Source organism: Streptococcus jiangjianxini (assembly GCF_040225085.1).
GTDB classification, from domain to species: domain Bacteria; phylum Bacillota; class Bacilli; order Lactobacillales; family Streptococcaceae; genus Streptococcus; species Streptococcus jiangjianxini.
This window is the reverse complement of sequence record NZ_JBEHGL010000026.1, coordinates 1-20,379: the sequence shown is the minus strand read 5'-3', so window position 1 is coordinate 20,379 and position 20,379 is coordinate 1. Positions and strand designations below refer to the sequence as shown.

Sequence of the window (20,379 nt, the reverse complement as noted above, 5' to 3'; positions counted from 1 at the left end):
TTCGCGACTCATTTATATCAAGTGTAGCAAGCTACGGTTGTTATAAATGCGTTCCACTTGCATGTATTAGGCACGCCGCCAGCGTTCGTCCTGAGCCAGGATCAAACTCTCATTTGAACTGTACTCAGTCAGATATCATCTGACTTTTTCTTCTTTTATTGACAGGTTACTTAATGTAACCCGCACGTTTGGTTTCTTTATCCAGTTTTCAAAGGTCTTATCGCCTCCGTAAGAGACAACTTCTTTATTTTATCAAACCTCCCGAACTTTGTCAATAACTTTTTTTCAACTTTTTTTCAAAAGTCTCATGACAACTATGGGGTGATTTGAGAACTTTTATATATTACTATATTTGCATTGAACTTGTCAATAGTTTTTTCGTGTTTTTTTAAACCCGCAACTAAAGATATGCGATGATATCTTCTTCCACATACTCTACCTGATATCAATTGACCTCTCAATGAACGACCATACTCTCGGTAAAAATAGCTATTAAATCCAGTTTCATCAATATAAACAGGCGTTAAATGACTGAAGGTGTTGAAATCTTTAAGAAACAGTCTCACTTTTTCAGGGTCTTGCTCGTAATAGGTACAGTTCTTTTTTTCGAGTATATCCCATAGCTTTGAGGGCATAGTGAATAGCGGTTGGATGACAATCAAATTCAGAAGCTATTTCAGTCAAATAAGCATCGGGATGAGCTTCAAGATAGGTTTTTAGTCTATCTCTATCAACTTTTCTTGGTTTAGTTCCTTTCACCTGATGATGAAGGGAACCTGTTTCATTTTTGAGTTTTAACCATCCATAAATGGTATTGCGTGAGATTTGGAAAACCTCAGCTGCTTCAGAAATAGTCCCTATTTTGTCACAATAGGTGAGAACTTTTTTACGAAAATCTAGTGAATAAGCCATGATAATATTATATCATAAACGTACTGATTTTGTTTCATTTTGTTATAATAGCTGGATCGAGAAATGTTCAACCAGCAACACATGGCTGAAACGTTGTATTTATCCTTGTTAGCAGTGATTATTTGCCTTTTTGTGCCATAATCACTGCCGCTTGCTTTAGGATGTCTAGCTGCATTTTGAATTCTTTATTGTACTTTCTAAGGGTTATTAGCTCTCGTTGTTCCTCTGTTAGATTATCAACCGATTTGAAGGACCCAGTTGTTTTGGGTTGTCTGAGCAACTTATCAAAGAGGAAGGGGCTAACTCATATTCTTTGATAAGCTCACTTCATTTCATACCTGAACGGTGAAGATCAACAATTTGTTGCTTAAAGTCATCTGTGAAATGACGACGTTTTTTCTAGACATATCTTTTCTCCTATAGATCATCAGTGTAGAACACTTTATAAATTCTGTCTAGTTTAGTGTAACCTATCCAATGTCTTTATCAAGGGGTTGACATAAGCTGAGTTTAAGTTTGCTAAGGCATACCTTCATTTGAATATCATTTTGTTTTTTCTGATTAAAGCGGCGAGATTATAACGTTTCCAAGAGAACAATGGGTTGTGTCATCAAAATAGCCTCCAGTTTCATTTTCTACTAACAGTATACTGGATGGTTGAGAGAATTACTAGATAACTCATTATGGAGCGCTTGCGACAAACTTGACTAATGGTAGAAAAGAGCCCTCAAAAAAACGACCTACTTCGGGTCGTCTTTTGATAATTGCAACTAACAGATATTAAGAAATACTTTTTTACCCATAAGTTTTAGGACTAGGTATTACTTCCTATTCTTCTGTCATTTTTTCTTTGATTTCATCGTATGATAAAGCATGTGCTTCTTTATCATCGTCTGCTTCTTCAGGCATTTTACCTGTTTCGTAGATTGATTTAATTTGAGCAGCATCCAACGTTTCATACTTAAGAAGAGCTTCTGCAATCAATTTATGAGTTTCCCGATTTTCATTAATGATATCAGCTGCTTTATTACGTGCATCATTAAGTAGTTCACGAACTTCATCATCAATCATTTGAGCTGTTTCTGGCGAATATGATTTTTCTGGAGACAATTGTCCTGCCATCATCGAATGGTTACCTTCATATTGGACAGGGCCAAGTTTGTCACTCATTCCATATTCTGTTACCATAGCACGAGCCATTTGACTTGCTTGTTCAAAGTCATTTGAAGCACCTGTTGTTTGAACGTTGAAAATAATTTCTTCTGCTACACGTCCACCCATTAAGCCCGCTAGTTGCTCTTTCATATCATCTTTAGATAGGAGCATTTGGTCTTCTTTAGGAAGTGCTATCATATATCCGCCTGCACGTCCACGCGGCACAATGGTTACTTTATGTACTACTCGAGCATTTGAAAGCACTAAACCAACGATTGTATGTCCTGCTTCATGGAATGCTACTAATTCACGATCGCGTTGTGATACTGACTTATCTTTCTTAGATGGCCCAGCAATAACACGGTCCTCAGCTTCATCAATATCAGAAGCATCAATGACTTTTTTATCCCGTCGAGCAGCAACAAGGGCAGCTTCATTAAGAACATTTTCTAAATCTGCACCGACAAATCCTGGCGTTTGTTGAGCAACAACTTTCAAATCAACATCTTCTGCTAATGGTTTATTTTTAGCGTGAACACGTAAAATTGCCTCTCGTCCTTTAACATCTGGTTGTCCTACGAGAACCTTTCGGTCAAAGCGTCCCGGACGTAGAAGAGCAGGATCAAGCACATCACTACGGTTGGTTGCAGCGATGACGATGATACTTTCATTGCCTTCGAAACCATCCATCTCAATAAGTAATTGGTTGAGTGTTTGTTCACGTTCATCGTTTCCTCCGCCCATTCCGGCTCCACGACGACGACCAACCGCATCAATCTCATCAATAAAGATAATTGCTCGTTCAGCTTTTTTGGCATCTTCGAAAAGTGAACGAACACGGCTTGCACCGACACCAACGAACATTTCAACAAAATCAGATCCTGAAATGCTAAAGAACGGAACACCTGCTTCACCTGCGACGGCTTTAGCAAGAAGAGTTTTACCAGTACCTGGAGGACCCTCTAGTAAGACACCTGAAGGAATACGCGCTCCAAGAGCTTTATATTTTTTAGGATTTTTCAGGAAATCAACAACTTCTACAAGTTCTTGTTTCTCTTCTTCTGCACCGGCAACATCTGAGAAGCGAACTTTTACATTGCCTTCACTCTGAGTTTTGGCTTTATTCTTACCAAAACTCATCGCTCCTCGTGCTCCACCGCCACCTTGATTCATCATCATGCTAAAGAAAGCAATCATGACGACCAGCGGTAAAAAGCTCATAATAATAGAAATCCAAGTTCCACTAGAACTTTCTTGTTTTACTTTGATGTTAACGTCTGCATCATCCGCTGCTTTTTGAAGTGTATTTAAAGTAGAGTCACTATACAAAATCGTACTTGTAAAACTTTTGACTTCTCGTTTAGAATCGCCTAAAAAAGCTAAGTCTGTGGAGGTTTCTGCTTTTTTAGCTTTTTTATATTGTCCAGTTACTTCTAAAACAGTACCACTAGGCTGGTAGGTAACAGTTTTAATATCACCTTTTTTTAGTTGCTTAACTAAATTACTGTAGCTGATGCGCTGGCTTTGTGAATTGCTTCCACTAAAATAATATTGAAATGCTGTTACCACAGAGACGATGATCAATATATATAATAGAGAATTTTTCACAAAACCGTTATTGTTTTTATTATTCATTAAACGGAGTGACCTTCTAATTTTTTATTTTGTGTAGATTTCTTCTTTTAGAACACCTACGTATGGGAGATTACGATAATTTTCATTATAATCTAAACCAAAACCAACGATGAATTCATTTGGAATATTGTAGCAAACATAATCCGCATCGATGTCGACAACACGACCTTCGGGTTTATCAAATAGTGTCGCAATTTTAACAGAGTTAGCCTTGCGGTACTTAAACATATCTCGCAAATAAAGAAGCGTACGACCAGTGTCAATGATATCTTCTACGAAAACAACATCGCGCCCTTCAATATTTGTGTCTACATCTTTAAGGATTTTGACTTCACCACTAGATGTCGTCCCACCATGGTAGCTAGAAACCACCATAAAATCAACTTCAACATGCGTATCTATGTGCTTAATGAGTTCTGCCATAAAAGGAACTGCGCCCTTTAAAACACCGACAAGTAAAGGATTTTTCCCTGCGTAATCTTTTGTTAGTTGCGCACCAAGTTCTTTTGACTTGGCTATAATTTCTTCTTCTGAATAAAGAACTTTTTTTATATCTTGTTCTAACATAGCTGTTCACCATTCTACATTTTTTGAATATATAATCTGCCCTTCATTATATCATGATAATAAGGATTACTCAAATATGTTTTTCCCTGACATATCACTGCCACAATATGATTATCTTGTTCAACGATGATTGTTCTTCGTCTATCTTCTTCATTTATTTTCTCATCGATAAAGAATCGTCTCAACTTTTTAGAAATATTTTTTACCAGAATTCTATCACCTGGTTTCCGATGTCTCAGAATGACTGGATTTTTAGAGGGTAGCGGGATAAATTCTAAATAGCTTTCGTGCCCCTCACTATAAGAGAAAGAATAATTTTCTAAAGTGACCAATGAGCCATATTCTAACAAAACTTCTTGTAACTGACTATCCGTCTCTGGACTGATTTTATAAATGCTATAACGTTCATTACTTTTTTTGAAATGATAGTGATTTTTTAAAGGAAAATCATAACTCTTAGAACTATTCAAATTAGACAATAATTGTTCAAATTGTGATTGTCCCATTTGTAAATCAGAGAAATTAGACAGATACTCCTCCAATAAAAAACGCTGAACAGCAGGTGTTTGTTGTCTAAAAACTAAACAATCTTGCTTATCAATATCTTTTGTTAAATCTTGTAAAGCCCCTATTAGCAAAGACATATCCTGACCATGTCTTAATATAGCTTGGTTAAGATTAGGATTTTCTTGCCTTAGTTCCGGTAAATAATGATTTCTAATGCGATTTCTCAAATAGTCATTTTCTTGGTTACTTGAATCTTCAAAATGAAAAATATCTGGAAAATCATTTTTAGAAAAGGGTAGGAGAGGTCTAATTAGCTCTCCGTTAGCAAAGGCTTGTTTTTCTCTTATTCCTGTTTGGTATCGGAGTTTGCTTCCGCGGATTAGTCGCATGAAAATCGTCTCAATTTGATCATCTGCATGATGGGCAGTTACTAAAGCAGTGTAACCGTCCCTTTGCATGATGTCTTTAAAAAAGTTATAGCGAAAATCACGCGCTTTTTTCTCAGTGAATTTTCCTTGGAAATGCCCTAAATAAAAGGGAATATTATGATTATCAGTCCAATCTTTGAGATAAGCTTCTTCCATTTTAGAGGCTTCTCTTTGATGATGATTCACATGAGCTATGCCAATATCGATGTTAAGTGTTTCACGTGAAATATATAAAAAGTGCAGCAGATTCATCGAATCTACTCCACCTGAAACGGCTATAAGCACCTTTTGATGGGAGGCAAAAAATTGCTTTTTTTGAACATGTCTTAAAAAATCAGTTGGTTTAATCATTTTAAAATCTCATAAATATCATCTGCAATAGCTGTTATATCATCATAATCCGCTTTATTCGTCATTATGGTTAGGATAAATGGCGACTTTGTATAAATAATAGCAGCGTCATGTTTGTAATCGTAGGCGTCTCCAATTTTATGAGAAACTTTATCTGAAATATTTTTTGAGATACGCTTGTCATCAAAATCTGTCTTCGATAAATAGTCAAGAACAAAACCATTTTGATGATAGATAGCTTCTAACACTGTATTGATGGTTTCTGGTGAAACGTCGCGTTTTTTCATATCCCAAGTTCTTCCTGAAATTGTCTTCATCTGGTTTTGAAAATCTGTTCCAAATTGATCTGTAACATAGTAAGCTAGCATATTACTGGCAACATTGTCCGACTGCTGGGCTACTTTCTTCATTAAATCAGCAACAGTATATTCTTTATTATCTGCCTTTTTAGGAAGACTGCCACTTCCACTAGGATCGTAAGCACCATAAAAATCGTTAACTTTAGAAATGTATTTGAACTTCGTATCCGTACTAATTTTTCCTTGATTGATTGCCTCTTGTATATAGTATAAAACAGGGAGTTTAGCCAAACTTGCTGCATACATTATCTTTTCAGCATTAATGCCAGCAACTTGTCTAGTTTCCAATTGTTTAACGCTAATACCATAATCAGCTTTTTGGTATTTTCTTGTCAAGACATCTTGGACTTTCTCCATTCTGGTATCTTGATTAGAAATTAGATGTCCTTCAACCCAACCATATTGATCTAACTGATAATAAGTTCCACTATGTGTTGTAGCTACTGCAGTTACCTTGACCTGCGTGTAGTCTTTTGGTTTCTGGGAAACTTCTTTACTCCCCTTGACGAAAGGACTATCATAAATCTTATCAATCTTTCGTGTCCAATAGGTTTCTGATAATGGTGTCTGCTCTAATATAACATCTTGATAATAAAGCGTTTCATCAGCTAACATATAAGTCTGATCAGCCAAATGAAAAACAGGTAAACCAAATTGATTTACTTCAACAGATTGAATCATTAAAGGATCATCTGATGATAACGTTTTTGCAGGCGTTTTTAAATCCGCATCTTTATAAACTGGAACAGATACTTTTAAAACTGGATTTTTCGGGATTTGTAGGCTAGTTGTAGGTGAAGTTGCTGTCTGTGACAACCGATACCTCTGTGCATCAGTCAAACTGAAATCAACCTCGGTACTAATGACTGGAAGAGTTTTAAAGAAAAAAGGAAGTAGCATAAAGAGGACTATTTTCTTCATTTAGTCTTTCTCTTCCTCACTTTCTTCTCGTCTTAAGGCATTATTTTTTTCTGAGAGTTCTTCTAATTTTTCATCAGAGTACTGTAAGAATTTTTCTATCGTTTCAATTAAATTTTCCATTATTTTGGTAATAAATCTGGAACAGGGAAAATCATCTCCCCATCCTTAGAGTAGTAATATTTTGCTCGAGCGTATTTGGCAGCAAAATCATTATCTTTCAAACTATCTGCTAATTCCTTTTTATCTTTGACTTCCTTAGAAACAGATTGGTAATCTTTTTTCAGCTGGATGACACGAGCCTTCTTTTCTTGCAACTTATGATAACTGCTGATGAGATTATAAGTTGGTAATATGAAAAGGAGCATTACAATCAACAGTAATCCACCCATAAATCGATGACGCTTAGCATGTTCCTCGACTTCATAACGCCGTTTGAGCTTTTCATCTTTGATATAATCATTATTCAACTGAACAACGTTAGGTTTCTTCATTGGCTTCTACTCGCTTTTCGCTAATGATTTCGTACATTTTTTCAGCATCTTCTTTTTTAGTGCTGTCTTTCATTTCTAATACCCTAACGGTTAAGAGTTTATTTCCAAAACGAACTTCTACTTCATCATTTAATTTTAAATCTGTAGAGGATTTTGCTAAAACACCGTTAACTTTGATACGTCCTTTATCTGCAACTTCTTTAGCCACAGGACGACGTTTGATAATTCGTGATACTTTTAAATATTTGTCTAAACGCATACTCTTCTCCTTTTGAGACTGTCTCTTACATTTTATCATTTTTTTGTGAAAATGGCAGAGCTTATGTTACATGCCATCAAAATAAAAAGAGAGTTCTGAACTCTCTTACCAGAATATTAAAGCTGAACATACAGTCCCTGCAAAGAAAATCAGGAAAATAGCAGCTAGAAAACTAATACTAAACCACAGTTCACTAGAAAGACTTGTTTTAGCATTTTTCTTAGGATCTAAAAAATTCAAGATATCAGCATAAGTCTGTAATTGACGGTTTTTCATGATATAAAAAATCTGAAAAGCTGAGTAAATCATTGGACAGGCTAATAGCCATAAAATAGGAGCAACTACACTCATCGAAAATAAATATCGTGTCGGAACAACAACTGAAAATAGAAACCAAGAAATGCCTCCAACAATAAGCCACTTCTTGAACTGTGATTGGTCAACCTGATGTTTCATAATGTCCACATCTCCTTTAATTAGATTATCTAAAGAGACATCGAAAAATGTTGCTATCAATAATAGTGAGTTGATATCAGGATAAGTTCTACCTCTTTCCCAGTTGGAAATGGTTTGACGTGAAACATAGAGTTTCTCCGCCAATTCTTCCTGAGACAATCCCTTTTCCTTTCTCAAATCAACTAAGCGATTATGAAACTTCATTTCGACCTCCTTGATAACTTTAGTCTAATTAACTCGAGCTTAGTTTACCATACAAGTTCTTTGTCATGAAGGTATTTTTATGTCAAAAGGCTTTGACAAGGGGGCCTGATTATTTCTTTTCCATTTTCCGTTCTTTAATGTCAGCAAATCCTTGCCCAAACTGGATCAATTCTTCTAAAATCTCGTAGTCTTTTTTATTTCGGATATCGAAAATCACTTCGATTTTTCCTTGATGCTCGCTAATACGAGCCTTGAGATTGGTTTTCGAAAGGGCTTCAAAGTAATCTTGAGTTAAAAACAAGGTTTGAGTAACTTTTTCAAAGCGAACAATCAACTGATTATCCTTACGATCAACTAATTCTGTAAAGACACTGTCAAGGTAGGTTTTGACAAGCCCTATTTCAAGGAGATAGGCTACTTGATCAGGATATTCTCCAAATCGGTCAATCAATTCATCTTGAAGTTCCTCATAGGCAGCGCGTGAATCCATTTCACGAATACGTTTATAAATTTCAATTTTTTGCCGTTCATCTGAAATGTAGTCTGTTGGGAGATAAGCATCAATTTGTAAATTAAGCTCAGCATTGCCTTTCTGACGGACCTGTGATTTCCCTTGTTTCTTCAAAATAGCATCCTCTAAAAGTTGGGAATACATTTCAAAACCAACGGAATCAATGAAACCACTTTGTGATGCGCCTAAGATATTACCAGCTCCACGAATAGACAAATCACGCATGGCAATTTTAAAACCAGACCCCAGTTCTGTAAATCCTTTAATAGCATCCAAACGTTTTTCTGACACCTCAGTCAGAACCTTATCAGGTCGATACATGAGATAGGCATAAGCAATCCGGTTAGAACGGCCAACACGCCCACGAAGTTGATACAAGGTTGACAATCCCATGTGGTCTGCATTTTCTATAAATAGGGTGTTAACGTTAGAAATATCAACACCTGTTTCTATAATAGTTGTTGCTACCAAGACATCGTAAACGCCAGCAATGAAGTCTAAAAGAGTATTTTCCAGTTGAATTTCACTCATCTGGCCATGAACAAATCCAATACTAGCTTCTGGAACTATCTCTTGTAATTCAGATACTTTTTGTTCAATCGTGTCAACTTTATTGTAAACATAGAAAACTTGTCCACCACGATCTAATTCTCGTAAAATAGCTTCTCTAACCATTCCAAGATTAGTTTCCATCACATAGGTTTGAACAGGGTAACGATTCGTTGGAGGGGTTTCAATGACTGACAAATCTCGAATACCAAGCATTGACATATGAAGCGTTCGAGGAATTGGCGTCGCTGTCAATGTCAAGACATCAACCTTAGTTTTCAATTCTTTCAAAGTTTCCTTATGCTTGACACCGAACCGTTGTTCTTCATCAATAACAATCAAACCCAAATCCGAGAAATTGACATCCTTGGAAAGAAGACGATGTGTCCCAATAATAATATCCACTTGTCCTTTAGATAATTCTTCTAAAATAAGGGTCTGTTCCTTCTTACTTTTAAATCGACTGAGTTCTTCAATCTTGACAGCTTGGTTGTCAAATCGTTCTTTAAAGTTGACATAATGTTGATGTGCCAAGACTGTCGTTGGTACTAAAATAGCTACTTGCTTACCATCGTTGACTGCTTTGAAGGCTGCTCGCATAGCGACCTCTGTTTTGCCAAAACCAACATCGCCAACTAGAAGACGATCCATAGGCTTTTCAGCTTCCATGTCTTTTTTAATTTCAGCAATTGATCTAAGTTGATCTTCTGTCTCAACATAGGCAAAATCGTCATCAAACTCCTTTTGATTATCGTCATCTGGAGAAAAAGCAAAACCTTTGAGCTGACTACGCTCAGCATAAAGTTTTAACAAATCATCAGCAATATCCTCAACTTGTCTGGCAACTTTTTGCTTTGTTTTTTGAAAACGTCCATCATTGAGTTTGTTAATTTTAGGCTCTTTGCCATCAGCCGAGACATATTTTGATAAACTTTCAATTTGCTCAATTGGGAGCGAAATGCGATCTGAATTTTGGTATTGAATGGTTAGATAGTCACGGTGAATTCCCTTAATTTCCAGGGTTTCAATACCAAGAAATTTACCAATACCATGTACCTGATGAACGACATAATCTCCTTTTGTCAGTTCATTGTAATCTTTAAGACGTTCTGCATTAGAAATATTGGAACGACGGGCTCGACGTTTGATTTTCTTATGAAAAATTTCGCGTTCAGTAATTAGCACCAATTTTTCATCAGCCAAGTAAAATCCGGTTGATAAATGACCAATGATAAACTGAGCTTGATGAGGGATAATTTGCTGACTATCTGAGATGAGTAGCTCTAACTTATATTCTTTTAGGGTCTCTTGTAAACTGTTCAAAGACTTTTGTGAATCGGCTTGAACTAAGATTGTTGCCTTCTGCTTCTGATAACGATGAATTTCATCGACTAAAAGAGGAAACTGATTAAAGAATTCCTGCATGGGATATTGAGTCATGTTATGCAGGGCATCAAATTTAATATTTCCTAATCCTTTATGGAAATTGGAGAAGAAAGTCGCTGGTTGATATTGTCTAAGCATCTGATAGGGATCAGCAAAGTAAACTTGGTTTGATACTGCTTTACGATGCTGTAAATCATCTGTCATAAGATTAGCAACTTCTAATTCAAAACGAGCATGACGATCCATCAATTTCTGAAAGTCGTCAATAAAAAGGACCGTATCTCTAGTAAAGTAATCAAAGAGACTATAATGGTTATCATAAAAGAAACTTAAAAAGCGTCGAATATCCTTATGACGATAATTTTCTTTTGTAACAGATAAAATATCTGTTAGGTAGACAGTCAAGTCTTCATTGATACTTTTTTCAATTTCTTCTTCTAATTTGAATATTGCTCTATCAAAATCACTTTTTTCCAAAATAAGGTCTGTTGCTGGTGAGATTGTTATCTTTTCAAGACTGTCTAAAGATTTCTGAGTCTCACTGTCAAAGGTACGAATACCGTCAATCTCATCACCAAAGAACTCAATTCTAAAGGGATACCTCTCAGTCACTTCATAAATATCCAGAATATCACCTCTACGACTATATTCTCCTGGATTGAGTACTTGACTAACCCGTTCATAGCCTATTTGAGAAAGCTTATTGACAACATCGTCAACTTCTTTGTCAAGTCCCATTGACAAAGTAAGCTGAGCTTTTTGATAAACTTCGGGGTTGGGTAATAGTATTTTAATACCAATGATAGATGTCACCAAAATACCTGTGGCATTTTGATCTTGTAAAAAATTTAAACTCTCTAAACGAGACAGGGTACGATCAAATGACGAAAAAATAAATTCAGCCGCCGCCACATCATCTGCAAAAAAGCTGTAAAGACACTCCTCATCCAGTAAGGCTGATAGGTCACTGATTAGATTTTCTGCTTCAGTTTGCGTTGACGTCACAATAACAAACTTACCTTGATTTTTTTGAAAGGCTGTCGCAATGGCCAAGGCTTTACTGGAAGCAGATAAGCCCATGATCAATTGTCGTCCTGAATCGACTTGTCCAAGCCAATTTTGAATAATTCTATTTTTTACTAATAAATCTGTTAATCCTAGTTTATCCATTATACCGTCTCATCGTTGCTTCAAAATCATCATTTTCTAAATAATAGTTGACAGCATTGTCAACTTTATTTAAGGTATTGTCAATAGTTATCTTTTCATCAGTTGAGAATTTTCCTAAAACATGATTGATGACGGTCATGCCTTTCTGAGGACGACCAATCCCAATTTTGATGCGGTCAAATTCTTGTGTTCCGATATGAGAAATAATAGACTTAATACCATTGTGACCACCTGCAGAGCCTTTTTGACGGAAGCGAATTTTCCCAACTTCCATATCCAAATCATCATAAATAACAATTAAGTCTTCAATAGCAATATTGTAATAGGTCAAAAGTGCTTTGACAGCAATTCCACTATTATTCATGAAAGTGGTTGGTTTGATGAAATAAATTTTTTCACCATTAATAAAACCACTAGTTACATAAGCCTTAAAGGTTTTATCTTCTGTAAAGGTTAAGTCAATTTCCTTTACAATTTTGTCAACTGACATAAAGCCAACATTATGTCTAGTATTGTCATACTTTAAGCCTGGATTTCCCAATCCTACAATTAATTTTGTCATCCTATTCTCCAATGCAAATGCAAAAGGACTGGAAGTAACTTCCAGCCGATGAGTGTTTTGGAAATTTTAAACGTTGAAACGAAATTCCATTACATCGCCATCTTGAACAATGTATTCTTTTCCTTCCTCACGTAAACGTCCTGCTTCTTTGACCGCTTTTTCAGAACCGTAGTGAACCAAGTCATCATAAGACATCGTCACTGCACGAATAAAGCCTTTTTCGAAGTCTGAGTGGATGATCCCAGCTGCCTGAGGGGCTTTAATGCCGCGTTTAAAGGTCCAAGCGCGTACCTCTTTTTCACCAGCAGTAAAGTAAGTTCCAAGTCCCAATAAATGATAGGCTGCACGTGTTAATTTATCAACACCTGACTCCGTAAGTCCGATAGCTTCTAAGAACTCTTGCTTGTCTTCGTCATCAAGTTCAGAAATCTCTTCTTCGGCACGTGCTGAAATGACAACAACTTCTGCATTTTCGGTGGCTGCAAAATCACGAATAGATTGGACGTAGTCAATGTCATCTGGCTCTGCGACCTTATCTTCATCAACGTTTGCTACATAAAGAACAGGTTTTGTTGTCAAAAGAAAGAGCCCTTTGACTACTTTTTGTTCTTCTTCTGTGAATTCAATGGTACGAGCTGATTTACCGTCTTCCAGGACTGGTTTGATTTTTTCAAGAACGTTAAACTCAGCAACAGAATCTTTGTCTTTTTGTGTACGAGCCATTTTCTCAACACGCGCATAACGTTTATTGATAGATTCCAAATCAGCCAGAATCAACTCCAAATTGATGGTTTCAATATCTGCGATTGGATCAACAAAGTCAGATTCACGCCCTTGTTCACGCATAACGTTTTCATCATCAAAGGCACGAACAACATGAACGATAGCGTCTACTTCACGGATATTGGCTAAGAATTTATTTCCCAAACCTTCACCACGAGAGGCACCTTTAACGATACCAGCAATGTCAGTGAATTCGAAGGTGGTTGGAACAGTTTTTTTAGGTTTGACTAATTCTGTCAATTTGTTTAAGCGCTCATCTGGAACTTCGACCATGCCGACGTTGGGATCGATAGTTGCGAACGGGTAGTTGGCTGCTTCTGCACCAGCCTTTGTAATTGCATTAAATAGTGTTGACTTACCGACATTTGGTAAACCAACAATACCTGCTGTTAAAGCCATAACTTAGTAACTTCCTTATCTTTTTTCAATCATGACTATTATAGCATAAAATATCAAGAAAAAACGCCATCTTAAACGGCGCTTCTTTATCCAAAAATCTTAGGCAGCAGTTCTGGTAGTAACCAAGATAAAAAACCACCTATTGGAAATAACAGCCACCAATAGTCTGCCAAAAATTCCCAAGCATTCATTTGATATTTTTCTCTTGTTTCCACAATCCTTTCAACTTTAACTTCAGGAGTTTTTCCTAGTACTAACTCATCTAAACTAACTTCTAAAATAGCAGCTAGTTTTATTAGGTTGTCCATATCTGGTGCTGCATCCCCATTTTACCACTTTGAAATCGCTTGTCGGGAAATGTATAGCTGTTCAGCGAGGTGGTCTTGAGATAAATTTCGGGCTGTTCGTAAGCTTTTGAGTTGCTCTGCAAACATTGTCATGATAATAACGGTCCTTTCTCTCTTTGTCATCATCATTGTAAGCCAATACCACTGCGCTTACCAGCACTTTTGACAGCAACTCCTAATTGCAAAAGTCTCAAAAAGGTTGATTTAGCAACACTATTGCGGTTGCGATAAAATTTTCCTGAGTTTACGGTCAAAATCATAACGACTCATCATCACCAGATGTTGACAATTCGTACACTTGATTTTAATATCGGCTCCTAATCGCATAATTTCCCAACAGTTGGCTTTTTTTCCCGTTGATTTAATAACACAAGCATGTGGCTTTTTCATTTCGACTTTAGTACCCAATTGATACATAATATTTTCTCCTCATTTTAGTTATTATAACAAATGTAACGGCTAAAAAACCATTTAGACATTGCTAAATGGTTTCAAGAGAATTAGTTGGTACGAACAGGGGTAATGAGTTGAATAAAGTTTTCACTGTCATCACCTGGCGTCAAGGTGAATGGTCGTACTGATGATAGGAAACGGATACGCACGGTTTCACTTTTCAGCGCTTTAAGAGCTTCGATCAGATAGGTTGGATTGAAACTAATGGTTAGATCGCTACCAGACAATTCTTCGGTATCCAATTCTTCGTTTACTTTTCCGACTTCTGGTGAGTTGACATGGGCACTGACTGCATTGCCGGCTATCTCAAGTTTTACAGTTCCATTTTGTGTCGCATTTGACACCAAGAAGGCACGTTCCATAGCTTGACGAAGACTAGTTGTTCTAAAAACAACTTCTGTTTCAAAATTAGGTGTTAGGAGACGATCAGTATCTGGATAGACTCCTTCAAGAAGGCGAGTGTAGAAGCTTATATTTTCACTTCTAAAGAGAATTTGACTAGCAGAGAAGAAAATCTCTACTGTTTCGATATCATCTGTAAAAACGGCTGAAAATTCACGTAAAGAGCGACTAGGAATAACAACATCAAAATCAGCAGATTTCTTCTCCAAGTTTAATTGACGTTGACTCATACGGTGAGAATCTGTGGCAACAGCTTTAAAGACTTGATTATCTTTAAGCATAACGTGAACACCTGTTAAGATAGGACGACTTTCTTGAGTACTTGCTGCAAATGATGTTTCCGTAATCACTTGTTTAAGCATTTGGGTTTCCATGATTAAAGGATTATTGGTATCAACCTCTTGGAGTCGAGGGTACTGTTCAACGTCCTTCCCTTTAAGAGTGATTTCTGATTTACCACTTGTGATTTGAACTTGATAATTGTCCATTTCTTTAAAATCAAGGGTTACATCAGGTAAACTCGATATAATGTTGATAAAGAAACCAGCTTCTAAGAGGATGGCTCCTGGAGAAGTTATTAACAAACCCGCATTATCATTTTTCGTTGAAATAAAATGTTCAATTGAAATTTGACCATTAGATCCTGTTAAAGTAATTCCAGAAAGAGATACTTCAATTTTAATTGTGGATAAAATAGGGATGGCATTTTTAGTAGAAATAGCTCGCTTAGTAGCATTAAGAGCGTGTAGGAAAAAAGCTTTATTAATTGCAAATGAAATCATGCATACTCCTTTATATCTAAAGTATTATATATAGTATTAGTAATAGGCACTGTTGATACTGTGGATAAACACCAAAAAGCAAAGAATGTCAGTAACTGAGACTTGTTCACAAGTTGTGGAAAAATATAACTCAAAACAAGAACTTATCCACAGCTACTTAATTTTGTTTTTGATACTGTCAAGTTCAATTCGAAGTCCTTCGTCTTGAGCGAGCATATTTTTGATTTTATTATAGGCATGGAGAACGGTTGAGTGATCACGGCCTCCAAATTCTTTTCCAATCTTGGGAAGAGAATTGTCAGTCATCTCACGCGCAAGGTACATAGCTACCTGTCGAGCTAAAACAATATTTTGTGTTCGCTTGGTTGCCTTAATTTCTTTGACAGTAACCCCATAGAATTTTCCAACGGTAGTCTGGATATCTTCGATTGGAATGACAGTAACTTGAGGCCCATCCTTTTTACGAGCTCGAATGGCTTCAGCAGCAACTTCAACGGTAATCACGCGTACCTTCTTGAAGTTGGCCACAAGGCTGATGTCTTTTAAGGCTCCTTCTAATTCACGAACATTTGAATCAAACTGGCCAGCTAGGTATTCAATGGTTTCTGTGGGAAAATCAAAGTCATATTCTTGAATCTTATTAGTTAAGATAGCCACTCGTGTTTCAAAGTCGGGTGGTGTAATATCGACAGTTAGTCCCCACTTAAAGCGCGTGACCAAACGATCTTCCAAATCATTAAGATGATCAGGGTTACGGTCGCTAGTTAAGACAATTTGTTTATTATTGGCATGAAGTGCGTTAAAGGTATTAAAAAATTCTTCTTGAATCCCAGCATTGGTTGTTTTCTTCGGCAAAGATTGAATATCATCAATGAGGAGGACATCGAGTGTCCTAAAATTATCTTTTAGTTCATCCATGGTATTGAGTCTAAGGTGTTTGGTAAACTCATTCATAAAATTTTCAGCTGTAATGTAGCGAATACGGGCATTTGGATTATCTTGTAAGACGGTATTGCCAATAGCATTGAGTAAGTGTGTTTTACCTAGACCTGGACCACCATAAATAAAGAGAGGATTGTAGGAGATACCTAGCTTTTCAGTGACTGCAATAGATGCTGCAACTGCCCAACGGTTTTCATCGCCTTGAACGAAATTTTGAAAACTATACCTTTCATTGAGATTTGATTCAACATAGGGTAACGTAGCGGCATTTTGAGTTGTGGTAGCGGCAGAATCGACAGCTTCATTAGTTATTGAGGGCTGTAACTCGTCTTCTGAAAAGATGTAACGATTGGAAATTTCGGTATTAAAAATTTCAAAACCAGCTGTTAAGGTAAAGGGTTGAAGATTTTTCTGCCAGAAAAGTTCTTTCATCTCGCTATCTAAAAGGATAGTTGCAGTATTATTATCAATCCTGATTAATTTCGCATCTGTTACAAAAAAATCAAAAGTAGCTTGTTTTAGTTGGCTATGAGCCAATTCTAAAACCCTATTCCAAAAGATGCGTTCATTTTCGGTCATAGCTATCTCCTTTTTTAGTCATGTCTTGCTAACATTCTAACATAATGTCAGGGAGTTATCCACAATTTGAGGAAAGAAAATCCACAGTGTTAAAAGAAGTTTTCCACAGGCTGTGGAAAGTAAAAAGAAGCTCTTAATATAACGGGCTTCCTTCGTTTTTTATTGTGGATAAGTAAGATTTACAAAACTAAAAATGAACAAGCTATTTTAGCTTGTTGACAATTCTGTTGAATTCTTCTTCGTTGGAAAAGGCAATAGAAAGGTGACCTTTCTTTTGTTGAAAACCTGAGATGCTGACTGACAAGCCAAGTGATTTTTGAATCTCTTCTTCCAAATGGTTTTGGAAAATAGTTTTTTCTTTTGACGTTGACTGATTGTCTTCTTTTTTGAGCGTTTTTTCTAACTGATGAACGCTTATGTGATGACCAGTGATTTCTGTTAACCAAAATTTCTGTTCTTCCTCAGAGAGTGCAAGAATCAGTCTGGCATGGCCTGGAGTAGCTAGACCTTCTTCAATGGCTGTCTGCCAAGAAGAAGAGAGCTGTAATAGGCGTAATTGGTTTGAAATATAGGGTCTAGATTTCCCAATGGATTTGGCTAGTTCTTGATGCGTTATTCCGAGTTTATCGATGATATTTTGATAAGCTTTGGCTTCTTCGATGGGATTTAAATCGGCCCTTTGAAGATTCTCAATAAGGGCTTGTTTCATACTCTCTTGATAGCTTTTTTGAGTAATGATTGCTTGAATATGACTCTTACCAAGAAATTGATGAGCCCTTAGTCGTCTTTCACCAGCTATCAACTCATAACCGATAATATCTGATGGCCTAACGATAATGGGCTGAATTAAGCCATTATTTGCAATGGATTCAGCAAGTGCTTTAATGTCTTCTTCTTTGAAAATTTGTCTTGGCTGATTGGGATTAGTTGTGATATCACTGATCAAAATGTCTTTTAAAATATCTGTCATTGCTTAAATCCTAAGGTTATAAAAACGTTGAAAAAGCCCCGTAGGGCCTCTTCTTAGTTGTTTTCTAAGTCTTTTGTTGACTTGCTTAAATTAATAGCGGCTGTTTGTTTATCTTTACCACGGTAGTAAGTCACTTTGATAGTATCTCCAATATTATGTCCATAAAGAATGCTTTGAAGATCACTTGTTGATGTGACTTCTTTGTTATTGATTTTAGTAATAACATCGTAGCGTTTGAGTTTGCCTGAAGCGGGCATATTATCTTGAACTGAAGCGACAACAATACCACCTGTAACACTTTCAGGGATTTTTAGGTCTGAGATTACACTGGTTGAGAGATCGCTCAAATTAGCCATGGAAATACCGAGAGCAGGTCGTGTTACCTGGCCATTCTTTTCTAACTGATTGATAATTTTTAGCACATCATTAGCTGGAATAGCAAATCCCATTCCTTCTACGGCTTCGCCAGCTGTTGACGTTGAAGAAATTTTACTTGAATTGATTCCGATGACTTGACCTTCGATGTTAATGAGCGCTCCTCCAGAGTTACCAGGATTGATAGCAGCGTCTGTTTGAATGGCATTGGTTGAAATAGTCTCACCTTCATCATTTTTAAGGGTCACCGTACGACTTAGACTGGAAACAATCCCTTGAGTAACAGTGTTAGCATACTCGGTACCGAGTGGGCTTCCCATAGCGATGGCTGTTTCGCCGACATTAAGTTTATCTGAATTAGCAAATTCTGCAACAGTCGTTACCTTTTTACCTGAAATTTTGACAACAGCTAGGTCAGAGTAAGTATCGGAGCCGACTAATTTTCCGACAACTTTAGTACCATCAGAAAGCATGATTTCGATACTTTCAGCTCCATCAATAACGTGGTTATTAGTAACAACATAAGCTGAACCATCTTGTTTTTTATAGATAACCCCAGAGCCCTCGCTGTACACGCTGAGTTCATCACTGGAATTTTTTTCTTGGTCATTGCCAAAGACCTGTGAATAGAGGTCATTTAAAGAGGAATTGGATTTTTTTCGATAGTTGATAACAGAAACGACAGCATCTTGTACTTTTTTAGCTGCTTTGGTTGTGTCGGTGGTATTATTATAGACAACATTGCTAGTTTTAGTTTTTTGGTGGGAATTACTTGAAGATGATGTTAAGTTTTCTGAGAAATAAAAAAACATAAAGGCTCCTAGTAAACCAGAAATCAGAGCAACTATAATGGTTGTTAGTGTTCGTTTAAAGCTATTGGTTGATTTGTGTGTCAAATGAATCGCCCCTATCTATTATTTTAGAAATACTTTTATTCTTGTTTAAAAGCATAATTCAAGTGTCTTAATTATAGCTTAAAGATGTCAAAAAAGAAAGTATCCACAGGTTGTGGATAAGTTTTGTTACTTTGTGGAAATCCTTTAAACTAGCGAAGGAAGACACCGCTATTTAATTATTAACATGTGGATAAGGTGTTAAAATACTGTGCATATGCTATAATCAAGTTATGAAAATCAAAATTATTTGTGTTGGGAAATTAAAAGAAAAATACCTAAAGGATGGTATTGCTGAGTACGTTAAACGAATGGGACGTTTTACCAAATGTGACATCATTGAATTGCCTGATGAAAGAACACCTGATCAAGCAAGTCCAGCAGAGAATCTTAAGATTTTAGCAAAAGAAGGCGATAAAATTTTAGCTAAAATTGGAGAGAGAGACTATGTTATTGGCCTTGCCATTGAGGGAAAACAATATTCATCCGAAGATTTTGCTAAACAAATGGCAAAAATTACTCTAGCTGGGAATTCTACGATTACTTTCATCATCGGTGGTAGTCTTGGCTTAGATGCGCGTGTTAAAAAAAGGGCTAATCAATTGATGAGCTTTGGTTTATTAACTTTGCCACATCAGCTGATGCGTTTGGTGCTAGCTGAGCAAATTTATCGTAGTTTTATGATTCAACAGGGTAGCCCGTATCACAAATAGAGAGTTAGGTAAATAAAAAAAGGCAACTGGAATAATTTGTTCCAGTTGCCTTTTGTTTGATCCCAGCAGGATTCGAACCTGCGACCGTTCGCTTAGAAGGCGAATGCTCTATCCAACTGAGCTATGAGACCACTATTACCTCATTAGTTTATCAAAAAATAACCCAATCTGCAATAGTAAAAAAAGTTTAACACGACAAACGCATGAAGAAACCATCGTTTTCAGATAACAGTTTCATAAAATAAGTTTGACCCCTTTGCTATACTAAAGATAGTGGAGGATTTTGTTATGAATGAGATACTAGATTTCTTGATAGGT

Annotated in this window: 17 protein-coding genes, 1 tRNA gene, 1 rRNA gene and 3 pseudogenes; 1 reads left to right on the top strand and 21 read right to left on the bottom strand. The window is 36.6% G+C overall.

Annotated elements, in window-relative coordinates; all coding sequences use genetic code 11:
• From ABP870_RS09820 to ABP870_RS09725, 20 genes and pseudogenes are all read right to left on the bottom strand, one after another.
• A 16S ribosomal RNA gene (locus ABP870_RS09820) occupies positions 1-117 on the bottom strand; the annotation flags it as partial.
• Positions 118-389: 272 nt separating this feature from the next.
• A pseudogene (locus ABP870_RS09815) lies at positions 390-912 on the bottom strand (IS630 transposase-related protein); the annotation flags it as partial.
• Positions 913-956: 44 nt separating this feature from the next.
• Positions 957-1,272 (bottom strand): annotated as a pseudogene (locus ABP870_RS09810) (IS3 family transposase); the annotation flags it as partial.
• Between the two features lie 468 nt (positions 1,273-1,740).
• On the bottom strand, positions 1,741-3,702 hold the full coding sequence (ftsH, locus tag ABP870_RS09805; protein WP_350015206.1) for an ATP-dependent zinc metalloprotease FtsH: 1,962 nt from the start codon (positions 3,700-3,702) through the stop codon (positions 1,741-1,743).
• 24 nt (positions 3,703-3,726) lie between these two features.
• The gene (gene hpt / locus ABP870_RS09800; protein ID WP_350015205.1) at positions 3,727-4,269 is read right to left on the bottom strand and encodes a hypoxanthine phosphoribosyltransferase; all 543 of its coding nucleotides are present in this window, start codon (positions 4,267-4,269) and stop codon (positions 3,727-3,729) included.
• A 14-nt stretch (positions 4,270-4,283) separates the two neighbouring features.
• The gene (tilS, locus tag ABP870_RS09795) at positions 4,284-5,555 is read right to left on the bottom strand and encodes a tRNA lysidine(34) synthetase TilS (RefSeq protein WP_350015204.1); all 1,272 of its coding nucleotides are present in this window, start codon (positions 5,553-5,555) and stop codon (positions 4,284-4,286) included.
• Positions 5,552-6,835 carry a serine hydrolase gene (locus ABP870_RS09790; RefSeq protein ID WP_350015203.1) on the bottom strand — a complete coding sequence of 428 codons (1,284 nt, stop codon included), beginning with the start codon at positions 6,833-6,835 and terminating at the stop codon, positions 5,552-5,554. Before ABP870_RS09790 ends, tilS begins: the two co-directional genes overlap by 4 nt.
• Positions 6,836-6,955, bottom strand: a complete 120-nt coding sequence (locus tag ABP870_RS09785) for an SP_0009 family protein (protein WP_018381470.1) — start codon at positions 6,953-6,955, stop codon at positions 6,836-6,838.
• The gene (locus tag ABP870_RS09780) at positions 6,955-7,326 is read right to left on the bottom strand and encodes an FtsB family cell division protein (RefSeq protein ID WP_350015202.1); all 372 of its coding nucleotides are present in this window, start codon (positions 7,324-7,326) and stop codon (positions 6,955-6,957) included. The genes ABP870_RS09785 and ABP870_RS09780 overlap by 1 nt, the downstream gene beginning before the upstream one ends.
• Positions 7,313-7,585 (bottom strand): RNA-binding S4 domain-containing protein, encoded by a 273-nt coding sequence (locus tag ABP870_RS09775; protein ID WP_104967026.1) that lies wholly within the window; start codon positions 7,583-7,585, stop codon positions 7,313-7,315. Before ABP870_RS09775 ends, ABP870_RS09780 begins: the two co-directional genes overlap by 14 nt.
• Before the next feature lie 105 nt (positions 7,586-7,690).
• The gene (locus ABP870_RS09770) at positions 7,691-8,245 is read right to left on the bottom strand and encodes a helix-turn-helix domain-containing protein (protein WP_350015201.1); all 555 of its coding nucleotides are present in this window, start codon (positions 8,243-8,245) and stop codon (positions 7,691-7,693) included.
• Between the two features lie 109 nt (positions 8,246-8,354).
• Positions 8,355-11,861 carry a transcription-repair coupling factor gene (gene mfd, locus ABP870_RS09765; RefSeq protein ID WP_350015200.1) on the bottom strand — a complete coding sequence of 1,169 codons (3,507 nt, stop codon included), beginning with the start codon at positions 11,859-11,861 and terminating at the stop codon, positions 8,355-8,357.
• A complete protein-coding gene (gene pth / locus ABP870_RS09760) occupies positions 11,854-12,423 on the bottom strand; it encodes an aminoacyl-tRNA hydrolase (protein WP_350015199.1) in 570 nt (189 codons plus the stop codon). Before pth ends, mfd begins: the two co-directional genes overlap by 8 nt.
• 66 nt (positions 12,424-12,489) lie before the next feature.
• A complete protein-coding gene (gene ychF, locus ABP870_RS09755; RefSeq protein WP_350015198.1) occupies positions 12,490-13,605 on the bottom strand; it encodes a redox-regulated ATPase YchF in 1,116 nt (371 codons plus the stop codon).
• Positions 13,606-13,691: 86 nt separating this feature from the next.
• Positions 13,692-14,045, bottom strand: a pseudogene (locus tag ABP870_RS09750) (helix-turn-helix domain-containing protein).
• Between the two features lie 120 nt (positions 14,046-14,165).
• Positions 14,166-14,369: a DUF951 domain-containing protein gene (locus ABP870_RS09745; RefSeq protein ID WP_062710843.1), complete on the bottom strand. Its 204-nt coding sequence runs from the start codon at positions 14,367-14,369 to the stop codon at positions 14,166-14,168.
• A gap of 83 nt (positions 14,370-14,452) precedes the next feature.
• A complete protein-coding gene (gene dnaN, locus ABP870_RS09740; protein ID WP_350015197.1) occupies positions 14,453-15,589 on the bottom strand; it encodes a DNA polymerase III subunit beta in 1,137 nt (378 codons plus the stop codon).
• 153 nt (positions 15,590-15,742) lie between these two features.
• Positions 15,743-17,110 carry a chromosomal replication initiator protein DnaA gene (dnaA, locus tag ABP870_RS09735; RefSeq protein WP_350015196.1) on the bottom strand — a complete coding sequence of 456 codons (1,368 nt, stop codon included), beginning with the start codon at positions 17,108-17,110 and terminating at the stop codon, positions 15,743-15,745.
• 202 nt (positions 17,111-17,312) lie between these two features.
• Complete coding sequence (locus ABP870_RS09730; protein WP_350015195.1) at positions 17,313-18,080, bottom strand: ParB/RepB/Spo0J family partition protein; 768 nt, start codon at positions 18,078-18,080, stop codon at positions 17,313-17,315.
• Positions 18,081-18,133: 53 nt separating this feature from the next.
• Positions 18,134-19,351: a S1C family serine protease gene (locus ABP870_RS09725; RefSeq protein ID WP_350015194.1), complete on the bottom strand. Its 1,218-nt coding sequence runs from the start codon at positions 19,349-19,351 to the stop codon at positions 18,134-18,136.
• A 230-nt stretch (positions 19,352-19,581) separates the two neighbouring features.
• Between ABP870_RS09725 and rlmH the strand changes: the two genes are divergently transcribed.
• The gene (gene rlmH / locus ABP870_RS09720; protein WP_350015193.1) at positions 19,582-20,061 is read left to right on the top strand and encodes a 23S rRNA (pseudouridine(1915)-N(3))-methyltransferase RlmH; all 480 of its coding nucleotides are present in this window, start codon (positions 19,582-19,584) and stop codon (positions 20,059-20,061) included.
• A gap of 57 nt (positions 20,062-20,118) precedes the next feature.
• Here the strand turns inward: rlmH and ABP870_RS09715 are convergent.
• Positions 20,119-20,192, bottom strand: a tRNA-Arg gene (locus tag ABP870_RS09715).
• Positions 20,193-20,379: the final 187 nt, after the last annotated feature.